At 39.9% G+C, this 17,414-nt stretch carries 16 protein-coding genes; 10 read left to right on the top strand and 6 right to left on the bottom strand.

What is annotated here, in order from left to right; all coding sequences use genetic code 11:
- The first annotated feature begins 23 nt into the window (after positions 1–23).
- Positions 24–467: an acyl-CoA thioesterase gene (locus tag B5X77_RS16750; RefSeq protein WP_079509086.1), complete on the top strand. Its 444-nt coding sequence runs from the start codon at positions 24–26 to the stop codon at positions 465–467.
- Positions 468–770 carry a hypothetical protein gene (locus B5X77_RS16745; protein ID WP_079509085.1) on the top strand — a complete coding sequence of 101 codons (303 nt, stop codon included), beginning with the start codon at positions 468–470 and terminating at the stop codon, positions 768–770.
- Between the two features lie 22 nt (positions 771–792).
- Here the strand turns inward: B5X77_RS16745 and B5X77_RS16740 are convergent, their stop codons facing one another.
- The 4 genes from B5X77_RS16740 to B5X77_RS16725 all read right to left on the bottom strand — a co-directional run bounded on the left by B5X77_RS16740 (position 793) and on the right by B5X77_RS16725 (position 3,882).
- Complete coding sequence (locus tag B5X77_RS16740) at positions 793–1,086, bottom strand: HesB/YadR/YfhF family protein (protein WP_079509084.1); 294 nt, start codon at positions 1,084–1,086, stop codon at positions 793–795.
- Between the two features lie 77 nt (positions 1,087–1,163).
- Positions 1,164–2,330 carry a CapA family protein gene (locus tag B5X77_RS16735; protein WP_079509083.1) on the bottom strand — a complete coding sequence of 389 codons (1,167 nt, stop codon included), beginning with the start codon at positions 2,328–2,330 and terminating at the stop codon, positions 1,164–1,166.
- 479 nt (positions 2,331–2,809) lie between these two features.
- A complete protein-coding gene (locus B5X77_RS16730) occupies positions 2,810–2,995 on the bottom strand; it encodes a hypothetical protein (RefSeq protein WP_079509082.1) in 186 nt (61 codons plus the stop codon).
- A 107-nt stretch (positions 2,996–3,102) separates the two neighbouring features.
- Positions 3,103–3,882, bottom strand: a complete 780-nt coding sequence (locus B5X77_RS16725; RefSeq protein WP_176167356.1) for an ATP-binding protein — start codon at positions 3,880–3,882, stop codon at positions 3,103–3,105.
- Positions 3,883–4,295: 413 nt separating this feature from the next.
- Between B5X77_RS16725 and B5X77_RS16720 the strand changes: the two genes are divergently transcribed.
- Positions 4,296–5,126: an STAS domain-containing protein gene (locus B5X77_RS16720; protein WP_079509080.1), complete on the top strand. Its 831-nt coding sequence runs from the start codon at positions 4,296–4,298 to the stop codon at positions 5,124–5,126.
- A gap of 53 nt (positions 5,127–5,179) precedes the next feature.
- On the opposite strand, the gene plsY is transcribed toward B5X77_RS16720, so the two are convergent.
- Complete coding sequence (gene plsY, locus B5X77_RS16715) at positions 5,180–5,764, bottom strand: glycerol-3-phosphate 1-O-acyltransferase PlsY (RefSeq protein ID WP_079509079.1); 585 nt, start codon at positions 5,762–5,764, stop codon at positions 5,180–5,182.
- Between the two features lie 502 nt (positions 5,765–6,266).
- Between plsY and B5X77_RS16710 the strand changes: the two genes are divergently transcribed.
- The 6 genes from B5X77_RS16710 to B5X77_RS16685 all read left to right on the top strand — a co-directional run bounded on the left by B5X77_RS16710 (position 6,267) and on the right by B5X77_RS16685 (position 13,810).
- The gene (locus B5X77_RS16710; RefSeq protein ID WP_079509078.1) at positions 6,267–7,703 is read left to right on the top strand and encodes a phospholipase D family protein; all 1,437 of its coding nucleotides are present in this window, start codon (positions 6,267–6,269) and stop codon (positions 7,701–7,703) included.
- A 188-nt stretch (positions 7,704–7,891) separates the two neighbouring features.
- Positions 7,892–9,199, top strand: a complete 1,308-nt coding sequence (locus tag B5X77_RS16705; protein WP_079509077.1) for a purine/pyrimidine permease — start codon at positions 7,892–7,894, stop codon at positions 9,197–9,199.
- 90 nt (positions 9,200–9,289) lie between these two features.
- Positions 9,290–9,703 (top strand): CoA-binding protein, encoded by a 414-nt coding sequence (locus B5X77_RS16700; protein ID WP_079509076.1) that lies wholly within the window; start codon positions 9,290–9,292, stop codon positions 9,701–9,703.
- A 382-nt stretch (positions 9,704–10,085) separates the two neighbouring features.
- On the top strand, positions 10,086–11,198 hold the full coding sequence (locus B5X77_RS16695) for a sugar diacid recognition domain-containing protein (RefSeq protein ID WP_079509075.1): 1,113 nt from the start codon (positions 10,086–10,088) through the stop codon (positions 11,196–11,198).
- Between the two features lie 120 nt (positions 11,199–11,318).
- Complete coding sequence (locus B5X77_RS16690) at positions 11,319–12,587, top strand: GntP family permease (RefSeq protein WP_079509074.1); 1,269 nt, start codon at positions 11,319–11,321, stop codon at positions 12,585–12,587.
- A gap of 89 nt (positions 12,588–12,676) precedes the next feature.
- Positions 12,677–13,810: a glycerate kinase gene (locus tag B5X77_RS16685; protein WP_079509073.1), complete on the top strand. Its 1,134-nt coding sequence runs from the start codon at positions 12,677–12,679 to the stop codon at positions 13,808–13,810.
- Between the two features lie 225 nt (positions 13,811–14,035).
- Here the strand turns inward: B5X77_RS16685 and B5X77_RS16680 are convergent, their stop codons facing one another.
- Positions 14,036–14,638: a DedA family protein gene (locus B5X77_RS16680; RefSeq protein WP_079509072.1), complete on the bottom strand. Its 603-nt coding sequence runs from the start codon at positions 14,636–14,638 to the stop codon at positions 14,036–14,038.
- Positions 14,639–15,082: 444 nt separating this feature from the next.
- Between B5X77_RS16680 and helD the strand changes: the two genes are divergently transcribed.
- On the top strand, positions 15,083–17,413 hold the full coding sequence (gene helD / locus B5X77_RS16675) for an RNA polymerase recycling motor HelD (RefSeq protein WP_079509071.1): 2,331 nt from the start codon (positions 15,083–15,085) through the stop codon (positions 17,411–17,413).
- Position 17,414: the final 1 nt, after the last annotated feature.

The following is a 17,414-nucleotide window of genomic DNA, read 5'->3' as shown; positions in this document are numbered from 1 at the left end:
TAAGCAGCAGAAGGGGAATGAGGATGAAAATATCATCAAGGGAAATAGAAGTCAGATATGCAGAAACAGACCAGATGGGTGTTGTATACCATGCTAACTATCTGGTTTGGATGGAGCTTGGCAGAACGCAATTGATCAAAGAGCTCGGATTTAATTATGCAGAAATGGAAAAGGACGGAATTATTTCTCCAGTCCTTGATATCCAGGCTTCCTATAAAAAACCATTAAGATATGGGGATACAGCGACAATCAAGACCTGGGTGGAAGAGTATGATGGTATTCGCTCAGTCTATAAATATGAAATTTTTAATGGCACAGGTGAGCTTGCTCTAACCGGCAGTTCAAAGCACGTATGTGTTAAAAAGGATAGTTTTAGGCCAATATCTTTAAAAAGGACCTACCCGGAATGGCATGAAGCGTATTTACAGGCAGTGAAAAAGCCTGAAGAAGAAAAGGAGAATGTCTGATTGGCTTTTGGGATAAAACGTCATGAACTTGCAGAATGGAAAGCGAAAATCGAGAGAGGGGAGATCGCTTTCCTGACTCATTACTGGATTGATGATCGCTTCCCGGGCTGCACGACAGTTACAAAGGCCGGGTGCAGGGATCTTGAAAAGTTGGCAGAGTGGGGAAGGAAATATGATTTAAAACCTGAATGGATCGATAAAAGAAAAATAGATTATCCACATTTTGATCTTTTCGGATTGAAACAAGCTGAAATCCTTGAAAAGGAAGGCATTATTAATCCGCTTGTGATCACGAAAAAATAAGGCAGGCGCTTATGCGTCTGCCTTATTTCTGGTCAAATTTGAATTCGGGCTCCTGCCCGACTGGGTGAAGCTCCACGATTAAATCATGGTTGTCAAAATACCAGATATCCTTTTCTTCAATATAATATGTGACCCCGTTCTTTTCTGTTTTCACGCCGATATGGTCTGGTGTTTCTTTAGAGACACCTAGTGAAAAACCTTTCTGGATGGAACTAAACCCTCCATACCGGACAAAAAAGCGTAAATAACTTCCGGTTGAAAGGTCCATTTCATTCTCATACCAGGCTGCCGCATCATCATTGATAGTAATTTTCATATTGTTCTCCTTCCATACCAGATGTAACGATTATAGCATAAGGAGTGCCCGACTTCATTTGCCGGGCACTCACAGAATTATTCTTTAATGTATTGCGTCATATGATGCATGATTTCGTTATATTTATTTTCTGCCCCAGCGAGTCCAAATTTACCCGCTTCTTGCAGGGGAACAACCTTATAATTGCTCTGTCTGCTACTGGATACAAAAGTAGGTAAAAATTCTGGATGATCTAAAGTGATTTCAGTCCCACCAGGAGTGACCCTTTTTGTAACCTGCACAGTCGCCAGCCCGCCAATATCCTTATAATCCCACATTTGACCGGATAGGAAGTTGCCCAAGGAATAAACAACAAGTGCCTTCCTTCCGTCAGCAGCAGTCAACCATTCCATTGGCTGGAGAACATGCGGGTGATGTCCAAAGATAATATCGACACCTTCATTGATCAGGAACTGGGCAAGCTCCTTTTGATTTTCGGCAGGAAAGCGCTGATATTCATTTCCCCAGTGGATACTCATAACAACCACATCTGATTCTGCCCTGGCACGGCGGATTTCCGCCTTCATTGCTTCGCGGTCAATCAAATTGACCAGATGGTCCTTGCCTGAAGGAACTGGAATACCGTTTGTTCCATAAGTGTAAGCCAAATAGGAAACTTTAACCCCGTTTTTATTTAAAATCCGTAATTTATTTTTGTCTGCATCATCTTTGAAAGAACCAACATAAGGGAGGCCGGCAGCTTCCATATTTCTGATTGAGGCAAGAGCACCTTTTTCTGACTTATCAAGTGAATGGTTATTTGCATTGGAAACGATATCGACTCCTGAATCCATCAATGCGTCCCTAATTTCTACAGGGCTATTGAACATTGGGTAGCTGGATAAACCAATTTCGACTCCGCCTAAAAGTGTTTCCTGGTTCGCAAGCAAAAGGTCTGGCTCAACTAAATGCTCTTTTACATGGGTTAACATAGGCTTAAAATCATATCCAGGATTTTTGAAGGCGTCTTCATAAACAGTGTCGTGAATCAGGATGTCACCGATTGCACCTAATTTGACTGTTTCCACAAGATTCTTGCCTGAGACATCCAGGGTTCTTTCTGAATGTGAATTTTGTGCTTTTACCACTACGTTTGATGCTTTTGCCTCGGCTTCATGGTACATTTGGAACGAAAGTGTACCTGCTATAATACTCAAACCGGCAGCAACAGTTAAACTGAAAATAGTTTTTTTCTTTTTTCTCATATAAATCTCCCCAGTGAATGATGAGGCTTATTTATTTTTTTGCCCCTGAAATTAATATAGTATAAGATTGGTGTTAAATATATATGTTTCAATATTAAATTCAAGGATTTGTCATAATTTGAAACATCCGGCCTGAAAAAATAATGAAGAGAGGAGGGAGGAAGTTGTTCAAGATAACAGGGAGTGCCCATAATATACTTTTGAATGCGATTCAAAAAGAAAGCAAGGATGGAGAAAAGCTTTATATCCGCCTGACCATGGGAATTGGCTGAGGAGGACCACAGCTCAGAGTTGCTCTGGAAGAGCGACCTTTAGATCAAGATAAAATTTACACATTTGACCAGGTTTCAATCCTGATCCATGAACGAGACTGGGTTTATTTTAAAGATACCAAGCTCGATTATATTAAGGATGTTTTTGGGGTCGGGAATTTCAAATTACTGAAAGTATAAAAAATGCGGTCCTTTGAGGACCGCATTTTATTCGTTATCGATAGTTTCTATAAAGTCCATTAGTTCATCCAAATTCTTTATCTTAACTATCTTTGGATTATTATAATCTTGAAAATCTGCTAGGAATTCAACAATAAAATCATCTGGCAGCGTGACTTCAGCTGTTGAGGTTGTATAAACAAAATGGTCAGTCAGCTTTATAACTTCTTCCATTCCAGTCCGCCTTCTTTCCCGTGTTCTTATTTTTATTTTACCAAGGTTTCTTGATATAGGAATGAATCCTATATGACAACTTATTGACTTATCCATAGGTTAACTATTTATAGAGATGGAAGTTGGATTTGGAAAATGGTTCTTGACGTCTCAGTAGTGATGCTCATTCGTCCCTCATGATCTTCTATTATCTGTTTGCTGATTGCCAATCCGATACCTGTTCCCTCTGTCTTTGTTGTATAAAAAGGTGTGAAGATCTTTTTAAGCGATAATTCATCTATTCCGATGCCATTATCAATAACACTTATAACAATCAAATCTCCATATTTTTGGACCCTCATTTTAATGGCTCCCTTTTCAGTTCCCTCTACAGCTTCCATCGCATTTTTTAATAAATTGACAAGAACCTGCTTTATTGCATTTTCATCTGCATTAATAAAAAATTCCTCATTCGGAAGGTCAATTTCGAAATCAAATCCCTTCAGGATTGCTTGGCTTGCGAAGAGTTTATGGATGTTAATTGCCAGAAGATTTATTGATACCTTTTTCTTCGCTGGGGACTTTGGTTTCAATACTGATAGAAATTCGGAAAGTAAGGAGTTTACCCGGTTGATTTCCTCTAAAGCCACATCTGCTATTTCTTGTTTTCCAATGGTATGAAGCTCAGGTTTCAATAACTGGATAAAGCCTTTTATGGTTGTTAATGGATTTCTTATTTCGTGCGCTAAACCAGCAGCGAGTTGGCTTGAAGATCCATAACGAAAACCACCGGATGCTTTGCTTATTCCTTCTTTTATCATTTTTAAAGTTTGCTGTTTTTCAAGTATTTCCTGATCCAACTTTTTAAGTTGGCCTTCTAAGTCTTCCTTCATTTTCTCTAAATGCATAAATCCTGGTTCATCCTTTGTGGGTGCCAGGCAACAGTGAGTTATTGACCTATTTTCTCGTGATTTTAAAAGGTCATCAGATTGTCCATACACAAGTTCCTTTGGAATGTTATCAGGGACAGATGAAGAATTCTCCCGGATATCACAGTCAGGATGAAAGATATGGGGATGGCTCATATTTAAAAATATCCCTTCCTTCTAAAAGTTCTTTTACCAGCCTTGTTTGAAATAATAAAGAGTTGGGTAATTTCATCAGGGATTGAATGATAGGATAAGAGTGCGTATTTTCGATTACTTTCGAATTTATATGACATTATCATTTAAAATATACCAATAATAACAAGGTGTTCATCATAAAGAACAATATTTTTTCTGTGAAGAACAACCAGGAATACTTAAAAGGGGTTATAAGCATGGAGATTATATTTAAACAATTGCTGATGGAAAGAGAAGAACATCTAATAAAAAAGATTATTGACAAAATCCATAAAAACCAGCCGGAAACATTCCTTAAACTTGCGCTAGAAACCAAAAGGGAAAAATATATAGAACAGATGAGGAAGCTGTTTCATCTGTTAGAAAAGGCGGTTATGGGTGAGTCAGCTGAAGAGGAGATTCTTGGTTGGGGAAGAAGCATCAGTGAAGATAAAGTCAGGCAAGGCCTTTCACTTACCCAGTCGATCAGTCATTTTCATATTGTCCGCAGTGTACTTTGTGATGAGTTAATTTCAATCGTAGAGGGTGATGCCAAACAGAGCGTTGCAGAAAATCTCATGTTGGGGAAAGTCATCAACGAATTCATTGACGATATAATCCTAATATTTTCTGCTTCATTTACAGGAATGGCAAATAAACGGCTTAAAGCACAACAAGAAGTCATTGATGAATTAAGCACTCCTGTTATTTCGATAGTGGATGGGGTGGCAGTTCTTCCAATCATTGGTGATATCGATACCCATAGGGCAAGAATATTGATGGAACACACCTTGAAGGAAACGATTCGACAAGAAGTTGAGTGCCTGATCATGGACCTTTCAGGTGTATTTATCGTCGATACCATGGTCGCACAGGAGCTTTTTAAGATAATAGACAGTCTGAGGCTTACTGGAGTAGATGTCAACCTCACTGGAATGCGCCCAGAACTAGCCCACTCGGTTGTTACTCTAGGGATTAATTTTGATAATGTAAAAATGTACAATAATTTAGGCCAGGCATTAAAGGCATTCGGGATTGTCCGTAAATAAAAAATCGGCAAACCAAATTAATGGTTTGCCGATATATATTTTTGTGATGATTTTTATAACCATTTAATTTTTGGTTCTGTTTTATTACGGATTCTCTTAATATTCTCCCTATGCCTGTAAATGACGAAGGTTGCCAGGACAGCTACGACTATGATAAGAGGAAGATCCTGTGTGAAAAGCGAATAAATGAATGCGGCGATACCTGTCAATATTGAAGAAAGAGAAACATATTTGGTAGTGTACAAGCTTATGAAAAAGAAGATAAGCATGAACAAAAATAAAACTGGTACATAGGCCAGCAACACACCGCCTGAAGTAGCCACGGCTTTTCCACCGCGGAATCCAGCAAAAATAGGATACATATGCCCGATTACTGCAAAGATTCCAACCAGCAGGCTGTGAATATCAGCATCCAGCAACAGGGGAAGGCTGGCAGCAAGGGTTCCTTTCAGTACATCAGCGATACTCACAGCCATGCCTGCTTTCACACCAAGAGTACGAAATGTGTTGGTGCCTCCTAAATTCCCGCTTCCATGTTCACGAATATCTTTGCCATAGAATACCTTCCCCACAATCAATCCAGAAGGAATCGATCCAAGCAAATAAGCTAGAATAATAATAATTGCGTTTAATGCCATGAAATATTCTCCTTTAGTGATTTTACGGTTCTTTTATTTTACCACGTTCTTCTAAAAACTCCATTCAATTCTTGAAACAAAGGAGAGTGATGGTTCAAACCTTTGATTAAATTTAATAATTGCTGTATCTAAGAGTCCCTTTGTGGTACTTCTTTTCTAAAGGCTGTTTTCGTAAAGAATGTTATTAAAATCCCAGAGCCGATTTTAAGGTGATAGAATGTCTTTTTATTGTTCGGCATTAAGTGTGCAAGCTCTTTACTCATAATAAGCTGATTTTTTGTGTACAAACATAGGTCATTCAATAAGATTTCGTAGTCATTAGCAACAAAGTTTCAGAAAAGAGCCTTTATAAAAAACCAATAAGCGAATGAGGTGAATTTCCTGCAGACCCAGACCTTCGAGTTTGTTAATTTAGACTTCTTCATTACTCCTTGCTTGCTAAGTTTATAACTTGCTCATTAAGTGAATAAGTATAATATCAAATTTTAAGGAGTCCTGGACGATGGGGAAGGTTAAAAGTATGTTAAAAAGAAAAAGATTGATGATTTTGCTAATCTTAGGCTTAATGGTACTGTCGACCGCTTATTATCATACGCATAAAGACCTGCCGCCTGGACTTTCTTATGAAGGTGATGTTCATAGGGTCAAGGATATCCGCTTTTTTTATGACCTGACCTATGAAGATGATGATGGCGAAAAAAAGATAGAACATCAGATTTTTGATACAGTTTTAAATAGGATAGGTGAAGCGGAAGAATTTATAGTACTCGATATGTTTCTGTTCAATGGATACTATAACGATGATCTTGGGTATCCAGAAATAAGTCAGAACATTAGCGATAAATTGATTGCCCAAAAAAAGAAACACGAGAATCTCAAGATTGTCTTCATCACGGATGAAATTAACCTCACCTATGGTTCCCATAAATCAAAGCTTTTAAAAGACCTGAGGGAGAATGACATCGAGGTCGTCTTTACGGAGTTAGATCCACTTCGCGATTCCAATCCTCTTTATTCAGCAGTTTGGAGATTGTTCTTTCAGTGGTTTGGTGAATCCGGAGAAGGCTGGGTGCCAAATCCAATGGCCAAGAATGCTCCTGATGTGACGCTTCGTTCATATTTGGAATTGCTGAACCTTAAGGCGAATCATCGGAAAGTGTTTGTTACTGAAAAAACAGCCATTATTGCATCCGCAAATCCTCATGATGCCAGTGGTTTCCACTCCAATATCGCATTTGAAACCAAAGGTAATATCATCGGAGATATTCTTAAGTCAGAACAAGCAATAGCCAATTTTTCCGGAGGAAGCCAGCTTCCAGAGTTTAAACCGGTTAAAGAAAAGGGTGCTATTGAGGTGCAAGTTCTGACAGAAGGTAAAATTCTCAAACATGTGTTATCGGAGTTGAAAAAAAGCGGTAAAGGTGATCATGTTTGGATTGGGATGTTCTATCTTGCCGAAAGAACAGTGATTGATGAGATAGATAAGGCTGCTGACAGGGGGGCAAAAATCAATATCATTCTGGATCCTAATAAAAATGCCTTTGGAAATCAGAAAACCGGGCTTCCAAATATACCAGTTTCTGCAGAGATCAAAAACCTTGGCAGTGAAAATATTGAAGTCAAATGGTATAACACAGGAGAAGAGCAATATCATACTAAAATGATATATTTTGATCGGGAGAAAAAGGATGTCATACTTGGAGGTTCAGCCAACTTCACCAGGAGGAACCTGGACGATTTGAACCTGGAAACCAACATTAAAGTAAATGCCCCCTCTGATAGCAAAGTCACCAAGGATGTTGACCAGTATTTTAAAAGGATTTGGAATAACGAATCTGCTATCTACACTCATGACTATGAAAAAAATAAGGACAAGATGACACCGTTTAAATATATTATCTACTGGATTCAAAGAATTTTATGGTTTACGAGCTATTAACCAAAAGGGCACCTTTATAGGTGTCCTTTTATCATTTTTCACGAGAAATAGGAATGGGTAGTAAAAATGCCCTTGATGTAAAAACTCATCCTCATTTCGTATATCTTTAAATACTATATTATTATAGACTGAATACATAACCAAACAGTGAACAGAAAGACTTACAGATTGGGATTGGGGATCTTTATATGAAAACAATTTTTTCGGCCATACAGTGGATGGCTTTTATTATTGCCGGTTCAATTGTGGCACCGATTGCAATAGGAGATTTATTTCAGCTAAATGAATTACAGACGACAGGACTGGTACAAAGGACAATGTTCGTATTAGGTATATCCAGCCTTTTGCAGGCAGTAATCGGCCACCGCCTGCCAATTAACGAAGGTCCTGCTGGCTTATGGTGGGGCGTTTTCACTATTTATGCTGGTTTAAGTACTGCATTGTTTACTTCAAACATTGAAACCCTTCAGGCACTAGAGGGGGCAATGATTATCAGCGGGATTGTCTTTTTTATTTTAAGCTTCTTTAAACTGATTGAAAAACTGGCCAAATTGTTCACACCAGTCGTCAGCGGAATCTATCTGCTGTTACTGGTCCTTCAATTAAGCGGTTCGTTTCTTAACGGTATGATGGGAATAGGTAGCGGCAAGAGTGAAGTGAATCTGCATGTCACCCTGTTCAGTTTGGTTATGGTTTCTTGTACTTTTTATTTAACACGTCATCATATAAAGATGATCAGCCAGTATGCAATATTGATCAGTCTGGGTGCAGGCTGGCTGATTTTTGAGATATTGGACCTGGGAGCAGCCTTCAAACATTACGAGGGACCAGTCTTTGCATTTCCCGATATTCTCGCTATTGGCATGCCTGTTTTTGATTCAGGCCTTATGGTAACTGCCGTATTTATAACGTTCTTGTTGATCACCAATATGCTTGCCAGTATAAGGGTCACAAGGCAAGTCTTAAAAAACCTCGGTGCTAAGCATGGCGATTTACGTTATAGTGCCAGCGGATATACTGCAGGAATCAACCAGATACTTGGGGGAATTTTTTCTGCGATTGGTTCTGTTCCGATTTCAGGAGCCGCCGGTTTCATAGCTACGACGGGAATCACTAAGCTGCTGCCCTTTATATTAAATTCACTGCTAATTATTGGAGCAAGCATGCTGCCGCATGTTATGTCTATATTTGCCGCACTGCCAGCACCTGTCGGTTATTCCGTCACCTTTGTTATTTTTGCAAATATGATTGGCATTGCTTTTTCAGAAATCGATCGTGACGAGGACCAGTCCAGGATCCGTTTGGTCATAGGGACTTCCCTCCTTGCAGGAGTGGGTGCCATGTTCGTCCCAGCCGATGCCTTCCGAAATGTTCCGCCTGTTCTAGTTTCCATCTTGAATAATGGCTTGATCCTTGGCACCTTATTGGCTGTCATCGCTGACCAGTTCACCCTCGCCAAAAAGAGAAAGAAGCAGATTGATAAAACAACTTCCTAAAACTATGACGAAACAGAATCTGAGGCAAGTTAATATAAGTCTTAGTGAGGGTACGATAAAATAAAGAAAACAAACTTGGAGGGATAGAATATGGAAATGAAATACCCGAGCCGTGAGGAAATCGGCAAGATCTTAAAAAAGTCAAAGAGGATTGCCGTAGTTGGCTTAAGTGCCAATCCACAGAGAACATCATATATGGTATCTAAGGCCATGCAGGATGCTGGCTATGAAATCATCCCTGTAAATCCAACAGTTGAAGAGGTGCTTGGAGTCAAAGCTGTTAAGTCACTAAAGGAGATTGATGGTCATGTCGATATTGTTAATGTCTTCCGCAGATCAGAATACTTAATGGAAGTAGCAGAGGAATTCGCAGAAATCGATTCAGATATTTTCTGGGCACAGCTCGGCCTCGAAAACGAGGAAGCTTACCGCTTCTTGAAGGAAAAAAATTACACCGTCATCATGGACCGATGCATCAAGGTAGAGCATGCACTAACTAAATAAAATTGTTTGCGTGAGGCAAAAGTGCCTCACGCTTCTTTTATATTTATAGGGAATGACTAATATTTTGATGTGATTTTTTTCTTAATAGGATGTAAAATGTCTAGAAGCGAGGTTTAATAGAGATTTAAGCATGTCTAAGAACGAGATTTAATAGACATTTCAAGAGCATGTGGTACGAAAAATGTCCAAGAAACGAGATTTAATAGACATTTCAAAGGGATAAGGACGGCAAATGTTTCAGAAAAGTAATTTAATGGACAATTTAGCTAGAGGACGGCCGCCATATGTACAGCAATATTTCTTCTGAAACGGTTTATATGTTCCTTTAAGGTTAAATAGGCAATAATAGAAATACATCTGTTTTGCAAGGCGGGGTTTTTGAATGGATTTTTTAAACAAGCAGCTGGCCCAGGAGATTGTTGACCGGACGATGGGAATCATCGGGAAAAATATCAATGTGATGGATAACCGTGGGGTAATCATTGGGTCAGGGGACAAAAATCGTATTGATGATGTCCATGAAGGTGCTGTCAATGTCATCAAACAGGGTTCGGGTTATGAAATTAGTGAAGAAGAGGCAAAAAGGCTCCATGGTGTAAAGGCAGGCGTCAATCTTCCTATTTACTTTGACGAAAAAATTATCGGTGTAATTGGAATAACAGGTGCACCGGAGGAAATCAGAAGTTTTGGGGAACTCGTCCGAATGGCAGCGGAGCTGAGTTTGCAGCAGGCGATATTGATTAATGAAATCCAGTGGGACGAGAGGCTAAAGGAAGAGCTAGTCAGCCAAATTATCCATTATGAAGGGAAGATGGATCCACTTTTCATGGAAAGGGCCATGCGTTTAGGGATTGATCTGGATTTGCCTCGGGCGGCTCTTGTTATATTGACTCAGGACAGGAAAAAAACATTTGCCTATCTTAAGAGTCGCCTGGAAAAAGAAGACCTATTACTGATGCAGCATGACAGGATCGTTGTCTTAAAAACAATCCAACCTTCAAGAAGCGCCTCACAGCTCAGGAAGCTTGCAGATGGATGGATCAATGGTTATAAATCCACAAAAAAGGCATACATAAAAATCAGTATTGGACAATACCATCCGGGCCTATCTGGGCTGGCTAAGTCTTATGACCAGGCGGACCATACATTGAAAGCAGGCTTGAAATTAGCCCCTGACAAAGATATTTTTCTGTATGAGGATTATTATCTTCCTGTGTTCCTCCTAACCGCATCCAAGTTTGGATTGACGGAAGAGTTGCAGCCTTATTTTTTGATGTTGAAGGCTAAAGATTCAAAAGGGGAATTGACGGAGTCATTTAAAGCATTAATTGAAACGAATGGTGACATGAATAGCGCTGCGCAAAAGCTGTTTATACATAGGAACACTCTCAGGTATAGGCTGGACAAAATTACAGAAATAACAGGTAAGGACCCTCGCAAAACAACGGATTTACTTCATATTTACTTGTCCTTTCTAAATAATGAACTGGAATGATTGTGCAAATGCACGAAAGATCTGTATTAATACAGGTCTTTTTTTGATGGTTTGACCAATGAAAACCATTAAGATAGCGCTTACAATTGGAGTAATTAAAGATTGAAGGAGGAATACAAGGTGGACGTTCAAGTAAGCGCTTTTGGCGCATTAGTAGCCCTTATAGTAGCTATTTTCTTAATTTTAAAGAAAGTTTCACCTGCTTATGGAATGATTGCTGGAGCACTGATTGGCGGTCTAGTAGGCGGCGTTGATGTAACAAATACAGTAGCTTTGATGATGGAAGGTGCCAAGGGAATTATTCCAGCAGTATTGCGCATCCTGGCTGCAGGTGTCCTGGCGGGTGTCTTGATTGAATCAGGTGCTGCGGCTGTCATTGCCGAAACAATTGTTAAGAAAGTCGGGGAAACTCGTGCCCTGCTTGCATTGGCAATTGCTACGATGATCCTGACTACTGTTGGTGTCTTCATCGATGTCGCTGTCATCACCGTTGCTCCCATTGCATTAGCGATTGCTGGAAGAGCCGGTATTTCGAAAATGGCCATTTTGCTTGCGATGATTGGTGGAGGTAAAGCAGGTAATCTGATGTCACCCAATCCGAACGCGATTGCAGCAGCAGATGCCTTCGAAGTTCCTTTAACGTCGATTATGGCGGCTGGAATTATCCCGGCAGTATTCGGACTTGCAATTACTTATATCCTGGCAAAAAGATTGGTTAAAAAAGGTTCAAACGTTTCAATAGAAGAGAGTGAAACAAAAGTTAATGGCAAGCTGCCGCGTATTCTGCCTGCGGTTATCGCTCCATTGGTAACAATCCTTTTGCTCGCCCTTCGTCCATTGTTTGATATTAACATTGATCCGATGATCGCACTGCCAGCAGGCGGGATTGCAGGTGCACTTGCAATGGGCCGGATCAGGCATATTAATGAGTACGCTGTATCAGGTTTAGGGAAAATGTCCGGTGTTGCCATCATGCTTTTAGGGACTGGTACACTTGCAGGGATCATTGCTAATTCTGGTCTGAAGGATATTCTAATAAACAGTCTGGATGCGCTTGGACTGCCAGCTTTCGTCCTGGCCCCTGTATCAGGTATCTTCATGTCCGCTGCTACTGCATCGACTACGGCTGGGACTGCGGTTGCCTCACAGGTCTTCGGAACAACCATTATGGAAATGGGCGTAACTGCTTTGGCAGGTGCCGCGATGGTCCATGCCGGAGCGACTGTGCTTGATCACCTTCCGCACGGCAGCTTCTTCCACGCAACAGGAGGAAGTGTGAATATGGAAATTAAAGAACGGCTGAAGTTAATCCCATACGAAACAGCTGTTGGTTTAACTCTTGCAATAGTATCTACATTGATCTTTGGGATTTTTAAATTTTTTGGATAGGATTTATGTTATAAAAAACGGTCTGGATTGCTGAAAAATCCAGACCTTTCCTAAAATTACTCCGTTCTATGAGAGAGGAGAAGCTGAGTATGAAAATCGTAATAGCACCAGATTCATTTAAAGAAAGTCTGACAGCACTTGAAGCTGCAGATGCAATTGAGGCTGGCATGAAAAAAATCCTGCCAGGCGCAACTTTTATAAAAGTTCCAATGGCTGATGGCGGCGAAGGTACCGTGCAGTCTCTAGTTGATGCAACTCAGGGGAAAATAATCTCACAAACTGTAACTGGGCCTCTTGGTGAACCAGTTGAGGCATTCTTTGGTATATCCGGGGATGAAAAGACAGCGATTATTGAAATGGCTGCCGCTTCAGGACTCCATCTAGTACCCAGGGAGAAGCGCAATCCGCTAGTCACAACAACGCGCGGGACTGGTGAATTAATTGCTACTGCTCTTGACGTTGGTGTTAAGCATATCATCATTGGTATAGGGGGAAGTGCCACAAATGACGGTGGTGCCGGGATGGCAAGGGCTCTTGGTGTTCAGTTCCTCGATAAGGATGGCAAGGAAATCGGAGAGGGCGGTGGATCACTAGGTTCGTTGGCCTCGATAGATGTAACGCATGCAGACGAAAGATTATCTGCAGTGAATATTGAAGTGGCTTGTGATGTGGATAATCCATTGACTGGTCTTCGCGGCGCTTCCCATATTTTCGGGCCGCAAAAGGGTGCAACAGCAGATATGATTGAAGTGCTGGACACGAATCTACACCATTTTGCAGAGATTATACGAAAAGATCTGGGCAAAGATATCGAAAACATTTCAGGTGCAGGCGCGGCTGGAGGTCTAGGTGGCGGTTTGTTGGCTTTTCTGTCGGCGGATTTAAAACGTGGAGTAGATATTGTCATTAAGGCGACTAATCTTGAGGAGCAGCTTGTGAATGCTGATTTTGTCATTACCGGTGAAGGAAAGATCGACGGTCAAACCATATTTGGCAAAACACCAATCGGGGTAGCCAAGACGGCAAAACTTCACAAAATACCTGTCATTGCCATTGCAGGTCATGTGGCGCAGGATAGTAAGATTGTCCATGAGCATGGGATTGACGCCCTTTTCAGCATTGTTCCAGGTGTCATTTCACTTGAAGATGCTTTTGAAAATGCTGGTGCGTATGTAAGAAGCACTTCTGAGAATATCGCGTCTGTAATAAAGTTCAGTATCTAAATACAATACACACTCGGCCTAAAAAATAAGTACTCATCTTTATGGAGTATTACATTTACTGATGAAATTTTAATAGACATTTTTAGGATTCATACGGCTTGAGTGAAAATGAAAACGGCGTGAAAACTGATAACAGTTTTACACGCCATTTTTCTGTTTTATTGTGTTTACGAATCTAAAATTAGAAGAGGCTGATGCAACATTAGAAACGGTTATCTCAGAAGATTATCTCCTTCTCTTCACAAATATAAATAACAGTACGATAAAGAGGATAAACAATATAGCATAAATAATCTTTGAGTATATATCCATATATTCTACTATTACGTCCCAGGAGCCTCCTACCGATGCACCCAAATACACAAGGACAATATTCCAAATTAAAGTACCTACTGTTGTGAATACAAGAAACAAACCTATATTCATATTGGACATACCAGCAGGGATGGAAATTAAACTGCGGATCAAAGGAACGAATCGGCAAAAGAATACCGTCCAGGGTCCGTATTTATCAAACCAGGCATCTGCTTTATGAATATCGCTTATTTTTATGCGGAGAATATGCCCCCATCTTTTTACTATTTTCTCTAACCTGTTTACATCAAGTTGCAAACCAATTATATAAAGAATTATTGCTCCCAAGACGGAACCGGCAGTTGCAGAAACCACCACACCTAAAATACTTAGATTTGTTGTAGTTGTCATAAAACCACCGAACGTCAATATCACTTCAGAAGGTATAGGGGGGAAAATATTTTCTAATGCAATTAGAAACAGTATTCCCATATATCCATACTCACTCATTATATCAGTTAGCCAGTTCTCCATATTTCACTCCATAATTTCTAATTTAATAAGGTATTTTAATTCACCAATTAATCTATATATGCATTTACAATGTTATTTTAAGATGACAGTCTGTGTATAGAATATTAATTAAATTGGCCTAAGTCAATTTGTAGGCTATTTTATTGTTGATTTAAAGTTATAAACCTAAAAAACGGGTTGGGTTGAGTTGCTGCTTGGATGGATTTTGTATGTTTAAGATGGACAGAATTCGAATAAATATATTAAGAAGATCAGCTAAAAATAAAAAAACACCTTAAAAGGTGGTCTCACTGTAAATGTATTTGTATTCAAAATATGTACATAGTAAAATGGAAGTTGGTACAGTATTTGTGATTGTTAATGGGCACAATAAATCTATTTTAACAATAACATAAAGCAAAAGATCTGTCAAGTAAAAAGAGCATGAGTTGGGGAGTGAATTTCATGGAAGAAAACCAGCTAAAAGACTTAAAAATCGAAGAGAAGCGTGTTCAATCCATCATCGAAGTAATTGATAGTAAGGCCGATAAATGGAAAGCTAGTACAAGTGATGTCGGCTCGGATGCTCTACAGATTAGGAAGACATTTTGGGAGGATGTTACCGTCAACTTTGATGAAGCAGATGATGTAGCGGAAACCTTTACAAGTATCAAGCAGCAGGCTGCCCTTTTATCTGAGCGAGAACGTACACAGTCACAAATGGTGAAACAGCTAAAGACTTTATCCCAACTGAGATTCTCTCCATATTTTGGCAGAGTGGATTTTAAAGAAGATGGTGAAAACAAAACGGAAAGCATTTATCTTGGCATTGCTTCACTGATGGACGAACGGGAAGAAAATTTCCTCATCTATGACTGGAGAGCCCCTATTTCAGGCCTTTATTACGACTACTCGCCGGGTCCAGCCCAATATGATACAGAAACAGAGACTATTAAGGGCGAGATGAAGCTTAAACGCCAATTTGTCATCAAAGCGGGAAAAATCAAGGCTATGTTTGAAACCGGGGTAACAATTGGGGATGAAATGCTTCAGGAAGTTCTCGGGAATAATGCCGACACTCAAATGAAGACCATTGTAGCAACTATACAAAAAGAGCAAAATCAAATTATCCGAAATGATTCAAGCAGCCTGGTTGTCGTGCAGGGTGTAGCTGGAAGCGGCAAAACTTCTGCTGCAATGCAGCGCGTTGCTTATTTGCTTTACAGATACAGGAATATCATTACCTCTGAAAATATAATGCTTTTCTCTCCTAACCCGCTTTTCAATAGTTATGTGGCAACTGTGCTGCCTGAACTAGGCGAAGAAAACATGCAGCAGGCTACATTCCAGGAATATCTTTTATCGCGCTTTGGCGGTGATTATAATTTGGAAGATCCATTCGAGCAGATGGAATATCTCCTTGCAGCTGAAAAAAATGCAAGTTACCAGAAAAGAGTTGAAGGTATCCGATTCAAGACCAGTCTGGAGTTTAAAGAATTGCTGGATCGTTACGCAGAAAAGCTATCAAAGGAGACACTTGTCTTCAGGAACTTAAAAATAATGAAAAGGACAATAATTTCTAAGCAAGAAATAGCTCAATACTATGATTCACTCGACAATGCCATTTCAATACCCAACAGGATCCAGCTGGTCAAAGAGTGGCTCATAAAGGAGCTGAAGAAAAAGGCGAAAGCAGAACAGTCACAGGAATGGGTGGAACAAGAAATACAATTCCTTGATAAAGAAGATTACCTTGAGTCGTTCAAACAAAGCCAGAAAAAGCAAGGCGAAAAGGATAATACATTCCATGATTACGACCGGGAAGAAAGATGGCTTTCTGAGATGGTTGTCAAAAAACGTTTCAAGCCTCTTTTCAATGCAGTTAAGAAGCTGAAATTTATTAATAATAGGGCGTTATTCATCAATTTCTTTAAGGATTCCAATATTCAGGAAGAAGTTGGATCTATTACTTGGGACGAAATTTGCCGCGAGACAATTAATGCACTGGAAAAGAGAACGATACATTATGAGGATGCAACTCCATTTCTCTATCTTCAGGATTTGATCGAGGGCAGGAAATCAAATACATCCATTCGCCATGTTTTTATAGATGAAGCTCAGGATTATACTCCTTTCCAGTTTGCTTATATTAAGATGCTTTTCCCATACAGTAAAATGACCCTGCTCGGTGATATGAACCAGGCGATTTACTCGGGACCGACTGGGGCTCAGACGATCCTTTCAGAGGCAGCGCTCGACTTTGGCAAAAAGGAAGTTTATAAGCTTACAAAAACCTACAGGTCAACAAAACAAATAGTCGAATTCACCCGGCAGCTGATTGAAGGAGGAGAATTGATAGAACCTTTCAATCGGAAAGGGCCAAAACCTATACTACTCCATAGTGGCGATAGTAAAGCCCACAGCCAAAAGACGATTGAGCTAATATCAGACTTGAAGGCTGATGGACACAAAAACATTGCTATTATATGCAAAACTGCCGCAGAGAGCAAAACCGCTTTCGAGATGATTAAGATGGAACATGATGCGAGGCTGATTGAAAAAGGAACGATGACGTTTGAAAATGGAGTGAATGTGATACCAACTTACCTTGCAAAAGGAATTGAATTCGATGCAGTTATTATTTTCGATTCTTCATCCTATACAAGAGATGAGGAGAGAAAATTACTATATACTGCATGTACCAGAGCGATGCATGAGCTGTACATTCTTTCCATGGGTGGACAGAGTCCGCTTCTGGATCATGTAGATGAGCAACTATATGATGTCATATCATAAA

Origin of the sequence: Mesobacillus jeotgali (assembly GCF_900166585.1) — a bacterium.
Classification (GTDB): domain Bacteria; phylum Bacillota; class Bacilli; order Bacillales; family Cytobacillaceae; genus Mesobacillus; species Mesobacillus jeotgali_A.
This window is presented reverse-complemented; position numbering and strand designations above follow the sequence as displayed.

Coding starts and splice junctions, on each gene's coding strand:
- B5X77_RS16705 (WP_079509077.1), top strand. CDS start 7,892: ATGAAAACAATTTTTTCGGCCATACAGTGGATGGCTTTTATTATTGCC.
- B5X77_RS16735 (WP_079509083.1), bottom strand. CDS start 2,330: ATGAGAAAAAAGAAAAAAACTATTTTCAGTTTAACTGTTGCTGCCGGT.
- helD (WP_079509071.1), top strand. CDS start 15,083: ATGGAAGAAAACCAGCTAAAAGACTTAAAAATCGAAGAGAAGCGTGTT.
- B5X77_RS16710 (WP_079509078.1), top strand. CDS start 6,267: ATGGGGAAGGTTAAAAGTATGTTAAAAAGAAAAAGATTGATGATTTTG.
- B5X77_RS16695 (WP_079509075.1), top strand. CDS start 10,086: ATGGATTTTTTAAACAAGCAGCTGGCCCAGGAGATTGTTGACCGGACG.
- B5X77_RS16680 (WP_079509072.1), bottom strand. CDS start 14,638: ATGGAGAACTGGCTAACTGATATAATGAGTGAGTATGGATATATGGGA.
- B5X77_RS16750 (WP_079509086.1), top strand. CDS start 24: ATGAAAATATCATCAAGGGAAATAGAAGTCAGATATGCAGAAACAGAC.
- B5X77_RS16720 (WP_079509080.1), top strand. CDS start 4,296: ATGGAGATTATATTTAAACAATTGCTGATGGAAAGAGAAGAACATCTA.
- plsY (WP_079509079.1), bottom strand. CDS start 5,764: ATGGCATTAAACGCAATTATTATTATTCTAGCTTATTTGCTTGGATCG.
- B5X77_RS16740 (WP_079509084.1), bottom strand. CDS start 1,086: ATGAAAATTACTATCAATGATGATGCGGCAGCCTGGTATGAGAATGAA.
- B5X77_RS16700 (WP_079509076.1), top strand. CDS start 9,290: ATGGAAATGAAATACCCGAGCCGTGAGGAAATCGGCAAGATCTTAAAA.
- B5X77_RS16725 (WP_176167356.1), bottom strand. CDS start 3,882: ATGCATTTAGAGAAAATGAAGGAAGACTTAGAAGGCCAACTTAAAAAG.
- B5X77_RS16685 (WP_079509073.1), top strand. CDS start 12,677: ATGAAAATCGTAATAGCACCAGATTCATTTAAAGAAAGTCTGACAGCA.
- B5X77_RS16730 (WP_079509082.1), bottom strand. CDS start 2,995: ATGGAAGAAGTTATAAAGCTGACTGACCATTTTGTTTATACAACCTCA.